The organism is Nesterenkonia sp. E16_10 (assembly GCF_017347085.1).
In the GTDB taxonomy this organism is placed as follows: Bacteria; Actinomycetota; Actinomycetes; order Actinomycetales; family Micrococcaceae; genus Nesterenkonia.
Window position 1 is genome coordinate 15,059 of sequence record NZ_JADPSA010000040.1, and the last position, 18,037, is coordinate 33,095.

Annotated in this window: 18 protein-coding genes and 1 pseudogene; 7 read left to right on the forward strand and 12 right to left on the reverse strand. The window is 67.0% G+C overall.

Features of this window, described 5'->3' with window-relative positions; translation table 11 throughout:
- Positions 1-31 precede the first annotated feature (31 nt).
- A complete protein-coding gene (locus I2487_RS12800; RefSeq protein WP_218624096.1) occupies positions 32-1,267 on the reverse strand; it encodes a calcium/sodium antiporter in 1,236 nt (411 codons plus the stop codon).
- 89 nt (positions 1,268-1,356) lie between these two features.
- On the opposite strand from I2487_RS12800, the gene I2487_RS12805 reads away from it, so the two are divergent.
- On the forward strand, positions 1,357-1,860 hold the full coding sequence (locus tag I2487_RS12805) for a DUF2505 family protein (RefSeq protein ID WP_207169492.1): 504 nt from the start codon (positions 1,357-1,359) through the stop codon (positions 1,858-1,860).
- Between the two features lie 54 nt (positions 1,861-1,914).
- Here the strand turns inward: I2487_RS12805 and I2487_RS12810 are convergent, their stop codons facing one another.
- The 8 genes from I2487_RS12810 to I2487_RS12845 form a co-directional block, all read right to left on the reverse strand.
- Positions 1,915-2,226 carry a hypothetical protein gene (locus I2487_RS12810; protein ID WP_207169493.1) on the reverse strand — a complete coding sequence of 104 codons (312 nt, stop codon included), beginning with the start codon at positions 2,224-2,226 and terminating at the stop codon, positions 1,915-1,917.
- 104 nt (positions 2,227-2,330) lie between these two features.
- On the reverse strand, positions 2,331-3,128 hold the full coding sequence (locus I2487_RS12815) for a BON domain-containing protein (protein ID WP_255546370.1): 798 nt from the start codon (positions 3,126-3,128) through the stop codon (positions 2,331-2,333).
- 133 nt (positions 3,129-3,261) lie between these two features.
- Complete coding sequence (gene pth / locus I2487_RS12820) at positions 3,262-3,840, reverse strand: aminoacyl-tRNA hydrolase (protein ID WP_207169495.1); 579 nt, start codon at positions 3,838-3,840, stop codon at positions 3,262-3,264.
- A gap of 35 nt (positions 3,841-3,875) precedes the next feature.
- Positions 3,876-4,514: a 50S ribosomal protein L25/general stress protein Ctc gene (locus I2487_RS12825; RefSeq protein WP_207169496.1), complete on the reverse strand. Its 639-nt coding sequence runs from the start codon at positions 4,512-4,514 to the stop codon at positions 3,876-3,878.
- A 193-nt stretch (positions 4,515-4,707) separates the two neighbouring features.
- On the reverse strand, positions 4,708-5,394 hold the full coding sequence (locus I2487_RS12830) for a 3-oxoacid CoA-transferase subunit B (RefSeq protein WP_275955621.1): 687 nt from the start codon (positions 5,392-5,394) through the stop codon (positions 4,708-4,710).
- Positions 5,391-6,086 (reverse strand): 3-oxoacid CoA-transferase subunit A, encoded by a 696-nt coding sequence (locus I2487_RS12835; protein ID WP_207169497.1) that lies wholly within the window; start codon positions 6,084-6,086, stop codon positions 5,391-5,393. Before I2487_RS12835 ends, I2487_RS12830 begins: the two co-directional genes overlap by 4 nt.
- Positions 6,087-6,099: 13 nt before the next feature.
- Positions 6,100-7,389, reverse strand: coding sequence for a thiolase family protein (locus I2487_RS12840; RefSeq protein ID WP_207169498.1), 1,290 nt, complete (start codon positions 7,387-7,389; stop codon positions 6,100-6,102).
- A 149-nt stretch (positions 7,390-7,538) separates the two neighbouring features.
- Complete coding sequence (locus tag I2487_RS12845) at positions 7,539-8,369, reverse strand: IclR family transcriptional regulator domain-containing protein (protein WP_207169499.1); 831 nt, start codon at positions 8,367-8,369, stop codon at positions 7,539-7,541.
- 112 nt (positions 8,370-8,481) lie between these two features.
- Here I2487_RS12845 and I2487_RS12850 point away from each other — a divergent pair, with 112 nt between their 5' ends.
- Positions 8,482-10,101, forward strand: a complete 1,620-nt coding sequence (locus tag I2487_RS12850; protein ID WP_255546372.1) for a bifunctional sugar phosphate isomerase/epimerase/4-hydroxyphenylpyruvate dioxygenase family protein — start codon at positions 8,482-8,484, stop codon at positions 10,099-10,101.
- Between the two features lie 207 nt (positions 10,102-10,308).
- Complete coding sequence (locus I2487_RS12855; protein WP_207169501.1) at positions 10,309-10,644, forward strand: hypothetical protein; 336 nt, start codon at positions 10,309-10,311, stop codon at positions 10,642-10,644.
- Positions 10,645-10,704: 60 nt separating this feature from the next.
- On the opposite strand, the gene I2487_RS12860 is transcribed toward I2487_RS12855, so the two are convergent.
- Together I2487_RS12860 and yczR are read right to left on the reverse strand one after the other, a co-directional pair.
- Positions 10,705-11,247, reverse strand: a complete 543-nt coding sequence (locus I2487_RS12860; RefSeq protein ID WP_207169502.1) for a hypothetical protein — start codon at positions 11,245-11,247, stop codon at positions 10,705-10,707.
- Positions 11,248-11,332: 85 nt separating this feature from the next.
- Entirely contained in the window at positions 11,333-12,748 is a 1,416-nt protein-coding gene (gene yczR, locus I2487_RS12865; RefSeq protein ID WP_207169503.1) for a MocR-like transcription factor YczR, read from the reverse strand.
- A 61-nt stretch (positions 12,749-12,809) separates the two neighbouring features.
- Between yczR and yczE the strand changes: the two genes are divergently transcribed.
- Positions 12,810-13,499: a membrane protein YczE gene (gene yczE, locus I2487_RS12870; protein ID WP_255546365.1), complete on the forward strand. Its 690-nt coding sequence runs from the start codon at positions 12,810-12,812 to the stop codon at positions 13,497-13,499.
- A 236-nt stretch (positions 13,500-13,735) separates the two neighbouring features.
- Positions 13,736-15,217 (forward strand): sodium/glutamate symporter, encoded by a 1,482-nt coding sequence (locus tag I2487_RS12875; protein WP_207169504.1) that lies wholly within the window; start codon positions 13,736-13,738, stop codon positions 15,215-15,217.
- Between the two features lie 43 nt (positions 15,218-15,260).
- On the opposite strand, the gene I2487_RS12880 is transcribed toward I2487_RS12875, so the two are convergent.
- A complete protein-coding gene (locus I2487_RS12880) occupies positions 15,261-16,721 on the reverse strand; it encodes a dihydrolipoyl dehydrogenase family protein (RefSeq protein WP_207169505.1) in 1,461 nt (486 codons plus the stop codon).
- 176 nt (positions 16,722-16,897) lie between these two features.
- Between I2487_RS12880 and I2487_RS15570 the strand changes: the two are divergent.
- Positions 16,898-17,469, forward strand: a pseudogene (locus tag I2487_RS15570) (phosphotriesterase family protein).
- Positions 17,444-18,025, forward strand: coding sequence for a TetR/AcrR family transcriptional regulator (locus I2487_RS12895; RefSeq protein WP_345941434.1), 582 nt, complete (start codon positions 17,444-17,446; stop codon positions 18,023-18,025). Before I2487_RS15570 ends, I2487_RS12895 begins: the two are co-directional and overlap by 26 nt.
- Positions 18,026-18,037 lie beyond the last annotated feature (12 nt).

Sequence of the window (18,037 nt, forward strand, 5' to 3'; positions counted from 1 at the left end):
CGGGCCTCCCACAGGATACTCGCTGATCCGGTCAGAGCACCCCGGTCCTGCCAGGCTCCTCGGCAGATGACCCGCCGCCCGGGAGCGACCCGGTCCGGGCCGCGCGGCGGGTCCGCAGCACCCCGATCTCGTAGCCGACCAGGGCGGTGATCCAGAGCGCGGTGATCGGCAGCACGAACCAGAGCATCGCGGAGCTGAAGGGTTCCAGGGCGGCGTGACCGGCGGCGTAGAGCACCAGGTAGACCACATACGCGCTGTAGAAGGTCACCAGGACCAGCCCCTCCCAGCGTCCGATCGCCTGGGCGGTGAACGCCAGCGGCAGCAGGACCATCGCGGTGGCGATCATCACCGGAAGGTCGAAGTTCACGGCGGCGGAGGCGACCTCCACGCCCTCGGGAGAGATGATCGAGGTCAGTCCCAGGACCGCACCGATGTTGAAGATGTTGCTGCCCACCAGGTTGCCCACCGCCATGTCACGTTCTCCGCGCAGCGCCGCGATGACGCTGGTGGCCAGCTCCGGCAGCGAGGTGCCGATGGCCACGATGGTCAGCCCGATGATCAGGTCGCTGACCCCCAGGGAGAGCGCGATGGTGCTCGCGGCCGAGACCAGCATCTGCGCACCGACCACGAGCAGCGCGATGCCCACCACGAGCAGTCCCAGGTCCACCATGATCGAGCGCCGCTTGGTGGTGCGCAGCCCCTTGGTCAGCTTCACCGAGCCGCCGCCGACCGCCCGGTCGACGTCGAGCGTGTTCTGCTGGCTCGAGACGTCCCGCGCGCTGGAGATCTCCTGCTCGCTCGAGGCAGTCCGCTCGCGTCGCGTCTGACGCCGGGCGAGGACCACGGTGACCGCGAGGTAGACCACCAGCAGACCCACCAGGATGGATCCCTCAAGCGTGCTGATGCCGCCGTCGAGCGCCATCAGCAGCGCGATCACGGAGAACCCGATCATGATCGGGATGTCGACCTTGATCAGCTGGACCTTGACCACCAGCGCCCCGAAGATCGCGGTGAGTCCGAGGACGAAGAGGATGTTGGCGATGTTGCTGCCCACGACGTTGCCCAGGGCGAGTCCGGGTGAGCCGCTGAGCGCGGCGCCGGTGCTCACGGCCAGTTCGGGGGCGGAGGTGGCGGAGGAGACCACGGTCAGGCCGACGATCAGAGAGGAGAGCCCGACGGTGCGGCCCAGCGAGGCGGCCCCTCGAACCAGGGCCTCGCCGCCGCCGACGAGCAGGACGAAACCGCCCAGGAGCAGGAGAAGAGTCATGATGGTCACTCGCGCAACTTTACAATGGGAAGGTTCCGTGACCGCCGTCGCCGAACGCCTTCAGCAAGACGTCTACGAGGAGACCATCAGTGGCACTTGAATCAGAGCTCGTGATCCCGCACAGCGCGCAGGACATCATCGAGGCCTACGCCGATCGAGACTTCAATGAGCACCTCTCCGAGAAGGTCGGTGCGAAGCTGGTGAGCTTCGAGGTCGTCGGCCCGCTGGACGGTCCCTTCGAGATCATCACCGAGCAGTCGATGTCGGCCGAGAAGCTGCCGGAGATCGCCAAGAAGGTCATCAAGGGCGAGGTCAGCGTGCACGTGACCCACTCCTGGGGCGCACCCGACGCCGCGGGTTCACGCCGGGCCGACACGGCGGTGAAGATCTCCTCGGCCCCGGTCTCCGCGCAGTCCGCGCAGAACCTGCATGTGCGCGGGGCCACCGAGACGCTCTCCACGGTCCGTGGCGACGTCAACGTCAGCATCCCGATCGTGGGCAAGAAGATCAAGGCGGCCGCGGAGCCGTATATGCGCAAGTTCGTGGACCTCCAGGCCCGCGAGGTCAGCGCCTGGATCTCCAGCCGCAGCTGATCCGCCGGCCGCTGTGGCCGACGCGCCGCAGTACGCCTGGAGCTGCCGCGGGCGTCATGCGGCCCGTCTGCCCTGGTCCCGGACCTCGTGACGATTCAGCGGCGGGACCACGGGGCTCGTGAGAGGCGGGACCGTGGGCCGCGCGAGCGGCGGGATCGATGGCGCACCGATCCCTGACGGGCTCGCAGCGGAGTTCTTCTCGGAGGGCCCTCGGGCCGGTCTGCGGGTCTGCCCGAGGATCCTCTGCGCCTTGGACTCCCGGGTGATGAAGTAGATGAACACCATGAAGGCCGGCACAAAGACCAGGGACAGGATCAGGAAGAAGGACCAGATCAGATTCCAGAGATAGAGCCAATCGAACATCATGCGCCCCCTGCGCTGTGGTTCTGTGGAACGGAGACCGGTCAGCGGTTCAGGCTGACCGTCCTCGGTCGAGATCGACCGGCTCCCGCGGCCCGGCCGCGTGCCGCTCAGTAGGGTCGGACGTTGAGCCGGTTGTCGACCTGGGTGACGTCCGGAGAGGACCAGGTGGCCGCCCCGGCCTGATTCTTCTGCGCCAGGGTGGTCACATAGCCGGTGAGCACCGCCGTGTTCTCGATCACGGTCACGTTGATGTGGCTCGCGTCGACCTGTGGGTTGCGAAACAGCGCGGTGCGGATGCGTTCCGCGGCGTCTTCTGCGCCGGGGCGGGAGAGCAGCGTGATCTCGTTGAGCACCGATCGGACCCCGCGAATGTTCTCCACGGCCCGTTCGGCGGCATCGCGTTGGAAGTGCCAGTCGACCTGCCCGGTGAGCGTGATGCACCCGGCCTCCACCTGTGGCCGCACGCTGGCTGGGATGTTCGCAGACCAGGTCAGCGCGCGTTCGGCGACCCGGGCGATATCGGCGTCGGTGACCCATTTGGCCGACCGTGGGTTCACGGTGAGGTGGTTCAACACGGCCGCGATGCCGTGGACCCGGCGCATGGCGCGCGAGGCCGCGAGGAGTTCGAAGTAGTCCCCCACCGCTCCCGAGAGCGTGACGACAGACGCCTCCACCTCGACCTGAATCTCCGAGGCGTCAAGATCCGGGGTCCAGTCGAGTTCGGCGAGGACCAGCGAATGGATCTTGTGGTCTGAACGCGTCCTAGTAGCAATAATCCCAGGCGGGCCTCCTCGTCGCTGCTCGCCATCTGACGAGCTGTGACCAGCCTCTCCCGCCCGGCGTGTCGGATGTAGGGCCTTAGGTCCTACAGAGGTTCCCGGTGTTGCGCAAGCGGTCGGCCTCAGCTGTGGAAATCAGCGGTGGAAACCCGTGACGTGAACTCGAATCTGCTGCCCCGGGGCTGGGCACCGGTGGGACGCCGTCGGTCGGTGCACAGGGGCAGGGCGCAGGGTCAGTGCAGGGGGCCAGGGCGCAGAGTCAGTGCACGGCGTTCTGCGCGGCCGGCAGTCCATCGGAGATCAGCAGCTCCACCGCGTCGGCCAGCCGGGAGATGAAGATTCCCAGCTCCTTCTGTTCGGCGGCACTGAACTTCTGCAGCACGTAGTCCGCGCTGTCCATGCGTCCCGGGGGCCTGCCCACTCCGGCGCGCACGCGCAGGTAGTCGCGGTCGCCCCCGAGGTGGGTGGTGATGGACTTCAACCCGTTGTGCCCGCCCTCGGAGCCGCCACGCTTGAGCTTGGCGCGGCCGAAGTCCAGGTCGAGCTCGTCGTGGACCACGATCAGGTTCTGCGTGGGGACGGAGAAGTAGTCCATCAGTCCGCGCACCGGTTTCCCGGAGAGGTTCATGTAGCCCTCGGAGATCGCGAAGACCACCTTGGGTCCGCCGGGACCCAGTCGGGCTGCTACGGCCTTGGCCCCGACCTTGGTCCGCGTGTATTTCGCGTCCATGCGGTCGAGGAGTTCCTCGAGCACCATGTGCCCGATATTGTGCCGGGTATGACGATAGCGGGACCCGGGGTTCCCGAGTCCCGCTACCAACCACGTCTCTGAAGCCATGCTTCGAGCCTAGTGGAGTCTCAGCGTGAGGTTGTTCAGCTCTCTTCGCCTTCGGCCTTCTCTTCGGACTCGCCTTCGGCGGTCTCGCCCTCGGCGGCCTCATCCTCGGTGGTCTCTTCCTCGTCGCCCAGGTCCTGCTCGACGGGCTCGTGGATGGAGACGACCGGGGACTCCATGTCGCTCAGCGCCAGGGTCACGCCCTTGGGCAGCGTGATGTGCTCCGGGAGGGCGTTCTCGTCGCGGTCGGTGATGTCCACGGTGACGTGCTCGGGCAGGTGGGTCGCCTCGGCCTCGACGGCGACGGTGGCCTGCTCCAGGATCCACTCGAAGCCGACTGCGGGCTCGCCGGTGACCTCGACGTAGACGTCGACGACGACCTTCTCGCCGCGACGCACGGTGAGCAGGTCCATGTGGTCGATGGAGCGCTTGATGATGTCGCGCTGGATGGCCTTGGGGATCACCAGCTGCTCGGTGCCCTCGATGTCCAGGGTGATCAGCGCGTTGGGGTTACGCACTGCGAGGTGGGTCTGGTGACCGGGGAGCACGACGTGGATGGGGTCTTCGCCGTGGCCGTAGACCACTGCCGGGATCAGGTCGTCGCGGCGGGCCTTGCGGGCTGCGCCCTTGCCGAACTCGGTGCGCTTGGTGGCGGGAATGACAATCTTGTCAGCCATGGTGTTGTCCTTCGTTGGTTGGATTCGTATTGATCCAGGCACCAACGACAAGTGAATTCCAGGCTCTCCGCGCATGAGCAACGGTGATGTTCTCCTGCAAGTTCGCCTCGTCGATCACGGGGCTGACGTCTCACGGATCGATCCGCGGATGTCGCCCCCTCGCCTGGGCACAGCTGATGACTATACCAGCTGGTTAGCCGGCGATCACCACGGGGAAGTCGAACCGCTTCACCAGCTCCTCGGGCGCGATCCCGTAGGCCTCGCGCAGCACCAGTCGGGGTCCGCCGTCCTGCGCCTCGATCAGGAAGACGCCGTGGTCGGTGTAGACCCGGCTCACGCAGCCCAGCCCGGTCACCGGGTAGCTGCAGTCGGCCACGATCTTGGGGGTGCCGTCCTTGGCGAACAGCGACATCATCACAAAGACCTCTTTGGCTCCGATGGCGAGATCCATGGCGCCGCCCACCGCCGGAATGGCATCGGGGGCGCCGGTGGACCAGTTCGCCAGGTCCCCGCCCGTCGAGACCTGGAAGGCGCCGAGGACGCAGACGTCGAGGTGCCCACCGCGCATCATTGCGAAGGAATCGGCGTGGTGGAAGTAGCTGGCTCCGGGGAGTTCGGTGACCGGGATCTTTCCGGCGTTGATCAGCTCTTCGTCGATATCCTCGCCGTGGGCCTCACGCCCCATGCCGAGCATTCCGTTCTCGGTGTGCAGCGTGACCCGCTGCTCGGGAGTGAGGTGGTCCGAGACCTTGGTGGGCTGGCCGATGCCGAGGTTCACATAGGAGCCGGGCGCGATGTCGGCCGCGACGAGCTTCGCGAGGTCCTCACGGGAGAGCGGCTGGTGGTCCATCTGGCTGGCGGTGCTGTTCTGGCGGCTCATGCTTGCTTCGCTTCCTGGGTCTGGCTGGTGCCGGGGGTCAGGGCGGTCACGGTGTCCACGTAGATTCCGGGGGTGATCACGTTCTCCGGATCGAGGGAGCCGCTGGGGACCAGCTCCGCGACCTGCACCACCGTGTGCGAGGCGGCGGCGGCCATCACCGGGCCGAAGTTCCGGGCGGTCTTGCGGTAGACCAGGTTGCCGACGTCGTCGGCTTTGAGTGCCTTGATCAGCGCGACGTCGCCGCGGATCGGGTGTTCCAGCACGTAGTTCCGGCCCTCGATCTCTCGGGTCTCCTTGCCCTCGGCGAGGCTGGTGCCATAGCCGGTGGGCGTGAAGAAGGCGCCGATGCCGGCACCGGCGGCGCGCAGCCGCTCGGCGAGGTTGCCCTGCGGCACCAGTTCCAGCTCGAGCTCCCCGGCCCGGTAGGCCGCGTCGAAGTGCCAGGAGTCTGACTGCCGCGGAAAGGAACAGATCACCTTGCGCACTCGACGCTCCTTGATCAGCAGCGCGAGACCACGGTCCCCCTGCCCGGCATTGTTGCTCACCACCGTGAGGTCGCTGGTGCCGGAGTCCAGGAGCGCGTCAATGAGCTCCATGGGCTGCCCGGCGTTGCCGAAACCGCCGAGCAGCACGGTGGCGCCGTCGCTCACGCCGGCCACGGCCTCGGCGGCGGTGTCTACGAATTCAGTCATCGGTCTCTTCCCTCTAGTTCTGGGTGGGCTGGGCGGTCTGGATGGGCTGGGCGGCATGGATGGGCTGGGCGGCGTGGATGGGCTGGGTGGGCTGGGCGGCGGTACGGGTGGTGGCGTTCTCGAGCACGACGGCCAGGCCCTGACCCACTCCGATGCACAGTGTGGCCACGCCCCAGCGTTCGCCGCCCAGCTGCATCCGCTTCGCCAGGGTGGCCAGCACACGGGTGCCCGAGGCGCCGAGCGGATGGCCGATCGCGATGGCACCGCCCCAGGCGTTGACGATCTCCGGGTCGACCTCCCAGGCGTCGAGGCAGGCCAGGGACTGCGCGGCGAACGCTTCGTTGAGCTCCACCGCGCCGACCTCGGCCCAGCCGATCCCGGCGCGCTTGAGCGCCTTGTTGCTGGCTTCGACCGGGGCGTAGCCGAAGTACTGCGGTTCATTGGCGGCCGCGGCCCAGCCGGCGATCCGCACCTGCGGCGTCAGGCCCAGCTTCTCTCCGCCGGCCGCGGATCCGAGCCAGACGGCGGAGGCGCCGTCGTTCATCGGGGAGGCATTGCCGGCGGTGACGGTGCCGTTCTCGCGGCGGAACACGGTGCGCAGCCCGGCGAGCTTCTCATGCGTGACGCCGGCCCGGATGGTCTCATCAGTGTCCAGGTCTACGCCGGGCACGGCCACGGTGAGGTCGCTGAGGTGCCCCTGCGCCCAGGCGCGGGCGGCGAGGTCGTGGGAGCGGGCCGCGAACGCGTCCTGTCGTTCGCGGTCGATGCCGTGGCGCTCGCGCAGCTGCTCGGTGGCCTCCCCGAGCGAGACGGTCCACTGGCTGGGCATGCGCTCGTTGATCAGCCGCCATCCCAATGTGGTGTTGGCCAGCTCGAGGTTGGCCATCGGGAAGGGGCGTTCGGTCTTGGGCAGCACCCAGGGGGCTCGGGACATGGATTCCACGCCGCCGGCGAGGATCACATCGGTCTCCCCCAGCGCGATCTGCCGGGCGCCGGAGATCGCGGCATCCAGGGAGGAGCCGCAAAGCCGGTTGATGGTGGTGGCCGGCACGCTGACCGGCAGCTGGGCCAGCAGCCAGGCCATGCGCGCCACGTTGCGGTTCTCCTCGCCGGCGCCGTTGGCGTTGCCGAAGATCACCTCCCCGACGACCTCCCCCGCATTCTCCGGGTCCAGCCCGGGAGCCTGTGCAACGAGTTCGGAGATCACCAGTGCGGCGAGGTCATCTGGGCGCTGTCCGGACAGGGCGCCGCCGACCTTGCCGAAGGGGGTCCGAAGACCCTGATAGACGAAGACGTCCTGCATATGAGCTCCCTGTCTCTGGGTGAATCCACACCGTTGTTCGCTATGCAAACATCTGTGCGCTATGTAGTAGGGAGCATAGTCGGACCCCCAGCATTTCGCCAGAGGTGCGGGTCAGAGGTGCGGACTAGGGGTGCGGACTAGGGCTCGGGTCAGAGGCCCTGCGGCACGGTGAGTCGACGGACGTCCTCGCCCAGGGAGCGAATCAGGTCCTCCACCGCCGCGGCGCAGCGCTGCAGATCGGGCAACGTGCGAGCGAGGGACTCCTGAGCGGACTCCCTGCCGGCCGAGAGCGAGGTGTTCAGTGCGAGCACGGTGTTCCCGGCGGCGTCGCGGACCGGGACCGCCACCGAGCGCAGCCCGTCCTCGAGCTCTTCATCGACCACCGCGTAGCCCGTGGCGCGGACCCCGGCGATGATCTCGCGCAGCCGGGTCGGGTCGGTGACGGTGCGCGAGGTGTAGGCCCGATGGTCTGCGGTGCGCAGACGATCCTCGAGCGCCTCCTCCCCCAGCCCGGCGAGCAGCACCCGCCCCATCGAGGTGGCCAACGCCGGAAGCTTGGTGCCCAGCCCCAGGTCGATCCGCATGATCCGGCGGGTGTGCACCCGGCAGACATACATCACCTCATCGCCGAGGAGCAGCGCCGCCGAGCAGGATTCGCCGAGCTTCCCGGAGAGCTCACCGAGCGAGGGCTGAAGCAGCTCATGCCAGCCGCGTCCGGACCAGTATCCCTGCCCGAGCCCGAGCACCTTGGGCGTGAGCTCGAAGAACCGGCCATCGGTATAGGCGTAACCCTCGTGGACCAGGGTGAGCAGCATGCGCCGTGCGGTGGCCCGGCTGACCTCGGCGCGCCGGGCCACATCGGAGAGCGTCAGCTTGGGCTCCGTGGCGGAGAAGGACTCAAGGACCCGGAGCCCGGTGGCGAGCGATCGGACGAACTCATTGCGATTGACGCCGGACTGCGCGGCGGGCTCCTGATCCATGCAGTGATCCTATCCACCCACTGAACCACCCCTCCCTTCGCTGAGGGGCGGATTCTCCGAGTGGTTGACGCGGTTCTCGGGTCAGAATGCTCGCTGAATCCGCCTCTCAACGCTGGCCACGCATTGCCATGTCCGGGATTTCGAAGGGGTCAGCGAGGAGCTGCTCGAGCAGAACCTGCGCCGCGCCGAGGCGAAGCTCCAGCTGATGAACCGCCTGGGCGCGGAGACCATCCTGGTGTGCAGCAACGCCGGCACGGCCACCGTCGACGACGACGCGGTGGTCGCCCAGCAGCTCGCCGCACTGGCCGACCTCGCCGCCGGCTACGACATCCGGATCGCCTATGAGGCACTGGCCTGGGGCCGCTACGTCAATGATTACCGCCACGCCTGGCGGCTGGTGCAGCTCGCCGACCGCCCGAATCTCGGCACCTGCCTGGACAGCTTCCACATCCTCGCCCGCGGCCACGACCCGGCGGAGATCGAGGGCATCGACGGGGAGAAGATCTTCTTCCTCCAGCTTGCCGACGCCCCGCAGCTCGATATGGACGTGCTCTCCTGGAGCCGGCATCACCGGCTGTTTCCCGGCGAAGGCTCCTTCGACCTCAGCGGCTTCCTGAGCCATGTGCTCAAGGCGGGTTACACAGGTCCGCTCTCTCTCGAGGTCTTCAACGACACCTTCCGGCAGACCGACGTCACCAGCACCGCCGCTCATGCACGACGGTCGCTGACCTGGCTGGCGGACCGTGCCTCGGCGGCGAATGGGTGGAGCACCGACCGGCTCCCGTCCGCGCAGAGCCCGCGCAGCGTGGACTTCGTGGAGATCACCGGCTCCGATCTCGAGGCGGCAGATGAGAGCCTGGACCAGCTCGGCTTCACCTTCCGCGGCAAACACCGCACGAAACAGGTGCGCCTGTGGACTCTGGGCTCTACCCGGATCATCCTCAATGAACAGAGCCAGCAACCGGCACCGCACCTCTCGGCGATCGGACTGCTGGTCGACGACGCCGGCCAGGCCCTTGCCCGCGGTGCGGCCCTCGGGGCGCCCGTGGTCTTTCGCCGCACCTATGCCGGGGACCACGAGCTCCGAGCCCTCGGCGCACCGGATGGGACGGTCATCTACTTCAACGATGCCCCGGCTGAAGACACCTGGGTCACCGAGTTCGAGGGTGGGCAGGCTGCCGCGGAGTCCCGCCACGCGGTGGATCACATCAACCTGTCCTACCGCTGGCATGAGTTCGAAGAGACGGTGCTCTTCTTCCACAGCGTGCTCGGGCTGCAGGCGCAGACCCCGGAGAACGTGCCCAGCCCACAGGGCCTGGTGCGCAGCCAGGTGATGCGCACCGCCGATGCCACGGTGCGACTGCCGCTGAACCTCGCCCCACCCACTGCCCCGCTGCCCCCGCGTCACATCGCGGTGACCTGCACGGACATCCTTGAACTGGCGCGCCGAGCGCAGGAGCGCGGACTGCGCTTCCTGTCCATCCCGGACAACTACTACGCCGATCTGCACGCCCGCTTCGGGCTGGACCAGGACTACCTGGCCCAGCTGAAGACGCTGAACCTGCTCTATGACCGAGACGCCGACGGCGAGTTCATCCACTTCTACACCCCGACGATCGGGGGGCTCTTCCTGGAGATGGTCCAGCGCGTCGGGAGTTACGACGGCTACGGCGCGGCCAACGCCCCGGTCCGCCTGGCAGCCCAGCGCCGCCAGTCCCAACCCTTGCGCTGAGGCACAGATGCCGCGACTGACGAGGCGAGCCGGGGAGGTGCTGGTGGGTTTGAGCGGGCGCCCAGCGGGAACCCTGAACGATCGTCATCGGTGCCGCCTTCATCCTCGGTGAGGTCTTTGGTTCACCCACCTCCGAAAAGTGCACCTATGAATCCGCGGGGGACGGCTCCCCTTTACGCCTCAGGGCCGCAGCACGACCATGGGTGGATGAGTCCTGGAACCGAGACGCTGACCGTGGTCCTGGAGAACGTCGGGGGCACCTCATGGTGGGCCGGACTGCTGACCGTCTTGGCCTCACAGTCCGGAAGCACGCAACAGCGCTTTGTCGGTCAGGTCAATGGTGAAACGCGGTACAAGAGCTCCACGTTCCCCGTGGCAGGGCCGATCAGCTCCATCCCTCCCCAGGAGCAGTGGGCACCGGGGCTCACCGCCGCGCTGGACGAGCTGCGAGACGATCTGGCCCGAGACGGGTGGGAGCAGCAGACCCAAGGGAGTCAACCATGGTCTCTGACGTTTAGGCGGGCAGACCCTTCGGCCCCCTAGCCGCCGATCCACTGATACCGCACGGCCCGACACCCGGCACGGCCCCGCACCCCCGCCGCACTATGTGGAGGTCGATCTTTCGCGCATCTGATTCAGACGCTGCGCGGTCAGCTCTGAATCCGGCACGGAGACGAAATACCACTCGGCCAGCCTCCCCCGGCCCGGCACTGTGACCTCTCCTGTCGAGACTCTCTGCCTGAACTCCGAGCTTGTCTTGATCAGAACGTTCTCCGCACCCGCCAGGTACCCTATTCGGCCGGTTCCCATCCACTTCCATCCCACGTCCATAGCTCCTCCCGTGGGGGCTTTCTCGATGGAGTTGATGGCCTCCCAGGGAAGTGTTCGAGAGACGAATGGACCGACGGAAAGCGTCAGACCTGCTTCGTTCGCATGCGTGTGCACCACGAGCACCTTGATGATTCCGACCAGGAGAACAGTGGTCAGACCGAGGCCCACCAGCGTCAGGACGATGCTCTGGACAGATGCGTCCTGGGAAGCGAAAGAAACCACTATCGCAATTGCCGCGGTCCATCCCAGAAGACCGTAGATCAGCCAGTACACAGGCTTCTGGGGATAGCTGACTGTACTGAGGTTTTCGCCCACGGTCTGAACCCTTCTAGTGTCGACTCATTCGAGCTCGCAAGTCTGCTCCATTCCAGCACAGAGGACCTGCGGATGACAGCGCACCTCAGACCAGGGCCGGCTTGAACTCTGTTCCCACCGCGCGACTAGGTTCCACGCGGCGCCAGGCCTCGGCCAGGATCTCCACGGCGAGGCTGGTCTCCTCCGCGGGGTAGCTCAGGGGGAAACGGAGGAAACGCTCGAAGGCCCCTCCGAGTCCGAACCGTGGGCCGGCACCGATGGGAAGGCCGCCGTCGCGCGCCGCCAGGGCGAGCTGGGAACTGACGGGGTCTCCGATGTTGACCCAGGTGCACAGCCCTCCCGCCACGTGCGGCACCTCCCACTCCGGGAAGTTCGCTCCGAGCAGGCGCTCGACGTGATCGCGCCCCTCGGTGAGCTGAACGGTCCGAAAGCGCAGGATCTCGTCGTACTGCCCGAGCAGCTCAAGGGCGATGAGCTGTTCGAGGATGGGGGTTCCCAGGTCCTGGGCGTATCGAGCTTGTTCGAGTCGTCTGATCTTCTCGGGCTGCGCGCGGATCCACCCGATCCTCAGCCCTCCCCACACGGTCTTTCCCATAGATCCCACGAGGATCGCCGGCCCATACGCCGCCAGCGGCGCTCCCGCGGCACCGTCGATGCGCAGGTCCGCCGTCGTCTCGTCTGCGACCACCAGCGAATCGTGGCGAGCGGCGAGGTTCATGAGCAGCTCACGCTGGGGAGCCGGCATGACGGCGCCCGTGGGGTTGTGGAAATCCGGCATGACATACGCGAGCGCCGGATTCGCGCTGCGGAAGGCTTGCATGAGCCCGTGATCGTCCCAGCCGCGGAGGGGATCGACCGTGACGGTCACGAGTCTGCGGGCGGCTGATTTCAAGGCGTCGTAGGCGTGCGGGTAGCTCGGAGCCTCCACGAGAGCGGTGTCTGCGCGAGAGAGAAACGTCTTGGTGATCAGCGAGATCGCATGCTGGGCCCCTAGCGTCACCATGATGTTTCCCGGGTCGGTCGGCAGGCCTTTGGCCGTGTACCGATCGGCGAGCGCCTGGCGGAGGCGAGGCAGCCCAAGGGGGTCATAGCCAGTGCCGCTGAGGTAAGCCGGCAGTGCTTGCGCCGCTCGCAGCGAGGCCTCCCCGACCTGTGGCGCCGCAGGGAGCGCAGCTTTGCTGAAGTCGAGAGTGGTGGTGGTGCGCGCCTCGATGTGCTCGACCGGGCCATGACGACCCGGAATCGCGACCACGCTTCCGGATCCTCGGGTGCTGTGCAGGTAGCCAGCCTCTCGAAGACGCGCATAGGCCGCCGCGACGGTCGTGCGGCTCACTCCCAGCTCGGAGGCAAGCTCACGTTCCGCGGGCAGCCGCGTGCCGAGTGGGATCCGTCCATCCAGGGTGAGGAGCCTGATGCGATCCGCGAGAGCGCTGTAGGCCGACCCGGCCACGCGCCAGTGACCGAGCTCAGCGGCCAACCGGCGAGCAGTGAGAACCATCATCAGTCCACCCTGCCACAATTGGCATCTTGTTGTAATGCCAATCTGCTGGTGAACTTCTCTCATGACCCTTCTGAGCGCGTGGCGCGGCACCCAACTGTTGATCGGGCTGTTCCTCTACGGGTTCTCGCTGGCGATGATGATCAGAGCCACCCTCGGCGTCTCGCCCTGGGACGTCCTGGGTCAAGGCTCCGCGCTGCAGACAGGCCTGCCCTTCGGCGTCATGACCAACATCATCGGCCTCATCGTGCTGCTGCTGTGGATCCCGCTGCGGCAGAAGCCCGGTGTCGGCACCATCCTCAATGTCCTCCTCGTAGGCCCCAGCGCAGAGGTCGGCCTGGCGGTCCTCCGTGAACCCGAGACCCTGTGGGCACGCATCCTGTTGTTCACCGGTGGCCTGATCCTCCTCGCCGCCGCGAGCGGACTCTACATCGGAGCGCAATACGGACCCGGACCCAGAGATGGGCTCATGACTGGGATGCATCGTCGTTTCGGGTTGCCCATATGGTTCGTGCGCACCGCGATCGAAGGCACAGTTCTTCTCCTGGGCTGGCTCCTCGGTGGTCCTGTCGGAGTTGGCACGGTCGCTGTGGTCCTGCTCATCGGCCCGCTGGTCCACCTGGCGCTGCCGATCTTTCTTATCCCCATACCCGAGCAGAACCCACAAGGCACTGCGCCGAAACACCCCGATCGGCCCTCACAGACCGAGAGTGTGGACGTCGGCGGCGAAGCCCGCGGACCCAAGGGTGCATGACGGCATCGGCCCCGGCGCGTCCTCCCCTCCACCGTTCGACGTCGGCACCATGATCCTGGCTCAGGTCGTATGTGCGATCGCAACCTGTGGAGCCGGGAACACGGCAGGATTCACGGAATAGACCAGCCCCGCGTCAACCGGGCCGGTCAGGTCCTCGCAACCGGGCCTGAATTATGGTGTGCTTCTCTTCACACGCGCGACCGTCCTGGGCGGTCCACTTCGGAGAGAGGTATCGAATGAGTCCAGAGGTCGTCGGGTTCGCGATCGTGATGCTGGCAGCAGTGATGCTGATCGGCAAATACATCCGGGTCAAAGTGCCGTTCATTCAGAAGCTCCTGCTGCCCAGCGCCATCATCGCCGGCTTCATCGGACTCATCATCGGCCCCCAGGTCTTGGGCCGTCTCGGCGAACCCCTGGGCTGGGGCTGGTTGGAGGATGGTGGACTGCTCACGACTGGGATCTTCGACGTCTGGGCCGAACTGCCTGGACTGCTGATCTCGGTGGTCTTCGCCACGTTGTTCCTGGGATCGAGGATCCCGTCCCCGGTGCGGGCAGCGAAGCTGGTCGGCCCACAGCTCTCGATCGGTGTGGCCTACGGCTCCGGCCAGTACGTCATCGGCATCACGCTGGGGCTGCTGGTGCTCTCTCCGCTGCTCGGGGTGGACCCGATCTTCGGTGCGCTGCTCGAGATTGCTTTCGAAGGTGGTCATGGCACCGCTGCCGGCATGCAGCCCGCCTTCGATGACATGGGAATCCCAGAGGCAACAGACCTCGCCCTGGCCATCGCCACCGTGGGGCTCGTCTTCGGCATCCTGATCGGCATCTCGGTCATCAACTGGGGCGTGCGCACCGGGCGAACCCGAGTGATCAAGAACGTCTCCAAGCAGTCCAAGGCCGAATTGCGCGGGCTCTACAGCAAGAAGGAGAACGTCTCCACCGGCCGGATGACCGCGCGTCCCAGCTCGATCGAACCGCTGACGCTGCATGTGGCGATCGTGGGGCTGGCCATCATCATCGGGTGGATCATCCTGGAGGGGCTGGTCTGGGTCGAGGACCAGCTCTGGGGCCAGCCGGGATCGGTCTTTTCCGAGGAGGGCCTGACCCTGTTGGGCTATGTTCCGCTGTTCCCGCTGGCGATGATCGGTGGAGTGATCATCCAGGTGATCCTGGATCGCACCGGCAACACCAACCTGGTCGACCACGAGACCATGAAGCGCATCCAGGGCCTGGCTCTGGACATCCTGATCGTGGCCGCACTGGCGACCATCTCCTTGGAGGTCATCGCGAACTTCTGGGAGACCTTCCTGATCCTCTCGGTCGCAGGCATCCTGTTCTGCACCACGATCCTGCTGGTCTGCACCCCGCGCATCATCCCGGAATTCTGGCTGGAGCGCGGCATCGGCGACTTCGGGCAGTCCATGGGCGTCACGGCCACTGGTCTGGTTCTGCTGCGGGTGGCCGATCCCTACGACGAGTCCCCCGCCCTGGAGGCCTTCGGCTATAAGCAGTTGTTCTTCGAGCCGTTCTTCGGCGGTGGGCTGATCACAGCCCTGGCGATCCCGATCATGGTCGCCACCGGCAACGTCTATATCGTCCTGATCCCGATGATCGTGCTGTTCATCGCCTCCCTGGTGGTCGGCCGGATCTACTTCCGAGGAGTGCGCTCGGGCCGGTGGAAAGACCCCTCCGTGGAGGCGGCCAAGGTCAAGCAGGAGTGAGCGGAACTGCGCTCACTCTCTCGCCGCCTCTCGGCAGCTGGAATCAGCTGCCGGGGCGGCCGTAGCTCTCCAGGAGCCGCAGCCAGATCTCGCTGATCGTGGGATAGGCCGGGACCGCATGCCAGAGACGGTCCAGCGGCACCTCGGCGCTGACCGCGATCGTCGCGGCATGCAGCAGCTCTGCCACGTCGGGGGCGACGAAGGTCATCCCCAGGATCACCCGGCGCTGCTCATCGACGACCATGCGCGCCTTGCCTGAGTATCCGTCGGCATGCAGCGCCGCGCCTGCGACGTCGCCGAGCTCGTAGTCCACCACACGGATCTCATATCCGGCCTCGCGGGCCGCCGCCGCGGTGAGCCCTACCGAGGCCACCTCCGGGTCGGTGAAGGTCACCTGAGGCACGGCCGCGTGATCTGCCGTGGCGACATGTGCGCCCCAGGGGGCGTCATCGACCTTCGCACCTCGGGCACGGGCGACGACGACGTCCCCGGCCGCGCGGGCCTGGTACTTGCCCTGGTGTGTGAGCAGGGCGCGATGGGTCACGTCGCCGACGGCGTAGAGCCAGTCGAACCCGGAGACCCGCATGGTGTCGTCCGTCTCGATCCAGGAGCCCGGCTCCAGATCTACGGTCTCAAGACCCAGATCCCCGGTGCGCGGGGTGCGCCCGGTGGCGGCGAGCACCTCCTCGACCACGAGCGTCTCACCGGTGGACGTCTCGAGGCGGACCCCCTCACCCGTGCGGCTCACCCGTTCCGGAGCGGTGTGCAGCCGCAGCTCCACCCCTTGTGCCTCGAGTGCCTCGCCGACCAGCTCACCGGCGAAGGGTTCCATGCCTCCCAGCAGACCGCTGCGCGCCAAGACCGTCACCTTGCTGCCGAGGCCGGCATACGCCGTGGCCAGCTCCGCGGCCACCACACCGCCCCCGATGATCGCAAGGCTCTTCGGCACGCTCTGCGCGCTGGTGCCCTCGCGGCTCGTCCAGGGATGAGATTCATGCAGTCCAGGCACCTCGGGGATCGCTGCAGCGGAGCCGGTGGCCAGGACCACAGCGTGCCGGGCCGTGATCGATGTGACGCTGCCGTCGGCGGCGGTGACGCTGACCTCTCGGGGACCCCTGATCCGGGCATGACCGCGGAGCAGCTCGATCCCGGCACCCTGGAGCCAGCTCACCTGCCCCTCGTCCTTCCACCCGCTGGTGAAGGAGTCGCGGCGGGAGAGCACCGCGTCGACGTCGAGCTCCCCGGTCACCGCCTGGGCGGCTCCGGAGACTCCGCGGGCGGCTCGCAACGCCTGCGCCGAGCGCAGCAGCGCCTTCGAGGGCATGCATGCCCAGTACGAGCACTCTCCACCGACAAGCTCTGCCTCCACGATCACCACGCTCAGGCCCCCCTGAACGGCGCGATCGGCGGCGTTCTCACCGACAGCTCCTCCCCCGATGACGATCAGGTCGTAGACCTGGCCCGCAGGAGACTGCTGATCTGGTGCTTCTGCCTGGGATTCCATGACTGCTCCTTGGGATGGCGGGGGTGCTCTTCGGTCGCTGCTCGGCCCGGCCGCACGAGATGCCGCTGCGCCTTGTCCTAGTGCTCAACGCGACACCCCCGCGCTCTATTCATCAGGCCCGAATCCAGCGGCGGCTGTTCCTGGGCGACATCCAGTCCGGCAGCGCCGGCACCGAGATGCGCGCGGCGCTCATCAAGATCTGTTCGGACAGGGCCGGCATCACCGAGGACATGGCCCAGGTCTTCACCGCGGCGGCCGAGGCGCACCGGAGCACCGGGTCGCCGATCACCACCCATTCGGACCCGGGTTCACGCGGAGGCCTGGATCAGCAGCGACTGCTCCGGCGCCTGGAAGTGGATCTGACCCGGGCGGTCATCGGGCACAGCGGAGACTCCACCGATCTGGAGTACCTCAAGGAGCTCGCCCGGGCCGGGTCCTTCCTCGGCTTCGCCGCTTCGGGATGCGCCACACCGGATCCGACGAGGACCGGATCAGAATGCTTCTGAACCTCCTGGAACTCGGTCTCGAAGACCAGCTGCTGCTCTCCCACGACGCGGCGGTCTCCAGCCGGATCACCCCGCCCTCCTGGCGCACGGCGCACACCCCGCACTGGCGGAGGGACCACCTGCATCGACGGATCCTGCCCCAGCTGCGGGCGCAGGGCATGGACTCTGTCGTGGAGCATCGACTCATGGTGGGGAACCCGCGCCGAGGTCCTGGCAGTGGCCACCGAGGCCTTCGCCGATGACGGATACTCAGGGGCTCGCATCGACGAGATCGCTCGCCGCACCCGCACCACCAAGCGGATGATCTACTACTACTTCGGCGGCAAGGAGAAGCTCTACCTCGCAGTGCTGGAGAACGCCTACCGCGGGATCCGGCAGGCCGAACAGTCCCTGCACGTCGATGAGACGCAGCCGATCGACGCGCTGCGCGAGCTCGCCGAGCTGACCTATGAGCACCACCTGCGCAACACCGCCTTCATCCGGCTGGTCGCGATCGAGAACATCCACCGCGGCAAGTTCATCCGGAAGGTGGAGTCCCTGGGCGACCTGGGCAAGCCGTCGGTGACCATCCTCGAGGGGATCATCGCCGAGGGAAAGAAGCAGGGGGCCTTCCGCGAGGAGGTCAATGCGCTGGACCTGCACCTCTTGATCAGCTCCTACTGCGTGTTCCAGGTCGCGAACCGATACACCTTCGGGCACCTCTTCGACCCGGACTTCACCACCGAGTCCCGCCAGGAGCACATGCGCCGGTTCATCGGCGACGTCGTCGTCGCCTGGGCCACCCACCCCACGCGTTGAGGGGCGGATTCT

What these genes read in the sequence shown, in the direction of transcription:
- pth (WP_207169495.1), bottom strand. Translation starts at nt 3,840, where the DNA reads ATGGCTTCAGAGACGTGGTTGGTAGCGGGACTCGGGAACCCCGGGTCC.
- I2487_RS12880 (WP_207169505.1), bottom strand. Translation starts at nt 16,721, where the DNA reads ATGGAATCCCAGGCAGAAGCACCAGATCAGCAGTCTCCTGCGGGCCAG.
- I2487_RS12810 (WP_207169493.1), bottom strand. Translation starts at nt 2,226, where the DNA reads ATGATGTTCGATTGGCTCTATCTCTGGAATCTGATCTGGTCCTTCTTC.
- I2487_RS12835 (WP_207169497.1), bottom strand. Translation starts at nt 6,086, where the DNA reads ATGACTGAATTCGTAGACACCGCCGCCGAGGCCGTGGCCGGCGTGAGC.
- I2487_RS12830 (WP_275955621.1), bottom strand. Translation starts at nt 5,394, where the DNA reads ATGAGCCGCCAGAACAGCACCGCCAGCCAGATGGACCACCAGCCGCTC.
- I2487_RS12840 (WP_207169498.1), bottom strand. Translation starts at nt 7,389, where the DNA reads ATGCAGGACGTCTTCGTCTATCAGGGTCTTCGGACCCCCTTCGGCAAG.
- yczR (WP_207169503.1), bottom strand. Translation starts at nt 12,748, where the DNA reads ATGATGGTTCTCACTGCTCGCCGGTTGGCCGCTGAGCTCGGTCACTGG.
- yczE (WP_255546365.1), top strand. Translation starts at nt 12,810, where the DNA reads ATGACCCTTCTGAGCGCGTGGCGCGGCACCCAACTGTTGATCGGGCTG.
- I2487_RS12845 (WP_207169499.1), bottom strand. Translation starts at nt 8,369, where the DNA reads ATGGATCAGGAGCCCGCCGCGCAGTCCGGCGTCAATCGCAATGAGTTC.
- I2487_RS12855 (WP_207169501.1), top strand. Translation starts at nt 10,309, where the DNA reads ATGAGTCCTGGAACCGAGACGCTGACCGTGGTCCTGGAGAACGTCGGG.
- I2487_RS12875 (WP_207169504.1), top strand. Translation starts at nt 13,736, where the DNA reads ATGAGTCCAGAGGTCGTCGGGTTCGCGATCGTGATGCTGGCAGCAGTG.
- I2487_RS12825 (WP_207169496.1), bottom strand. Translation starts at nt 4,514, where the DNA reads ATGGCTGACAAGATTGTCATTCCCGCCACCAAGCGCACCGAGTTCGGC.
- I2487_RS12800 (WP_218624096.1), bottom strand. Translation starts at nt 1,267, where the DNA reads ATGACTCTTCTCCTGCTCCTGGGCGGTTTCGTCCTGCTCGTCGGCGGC.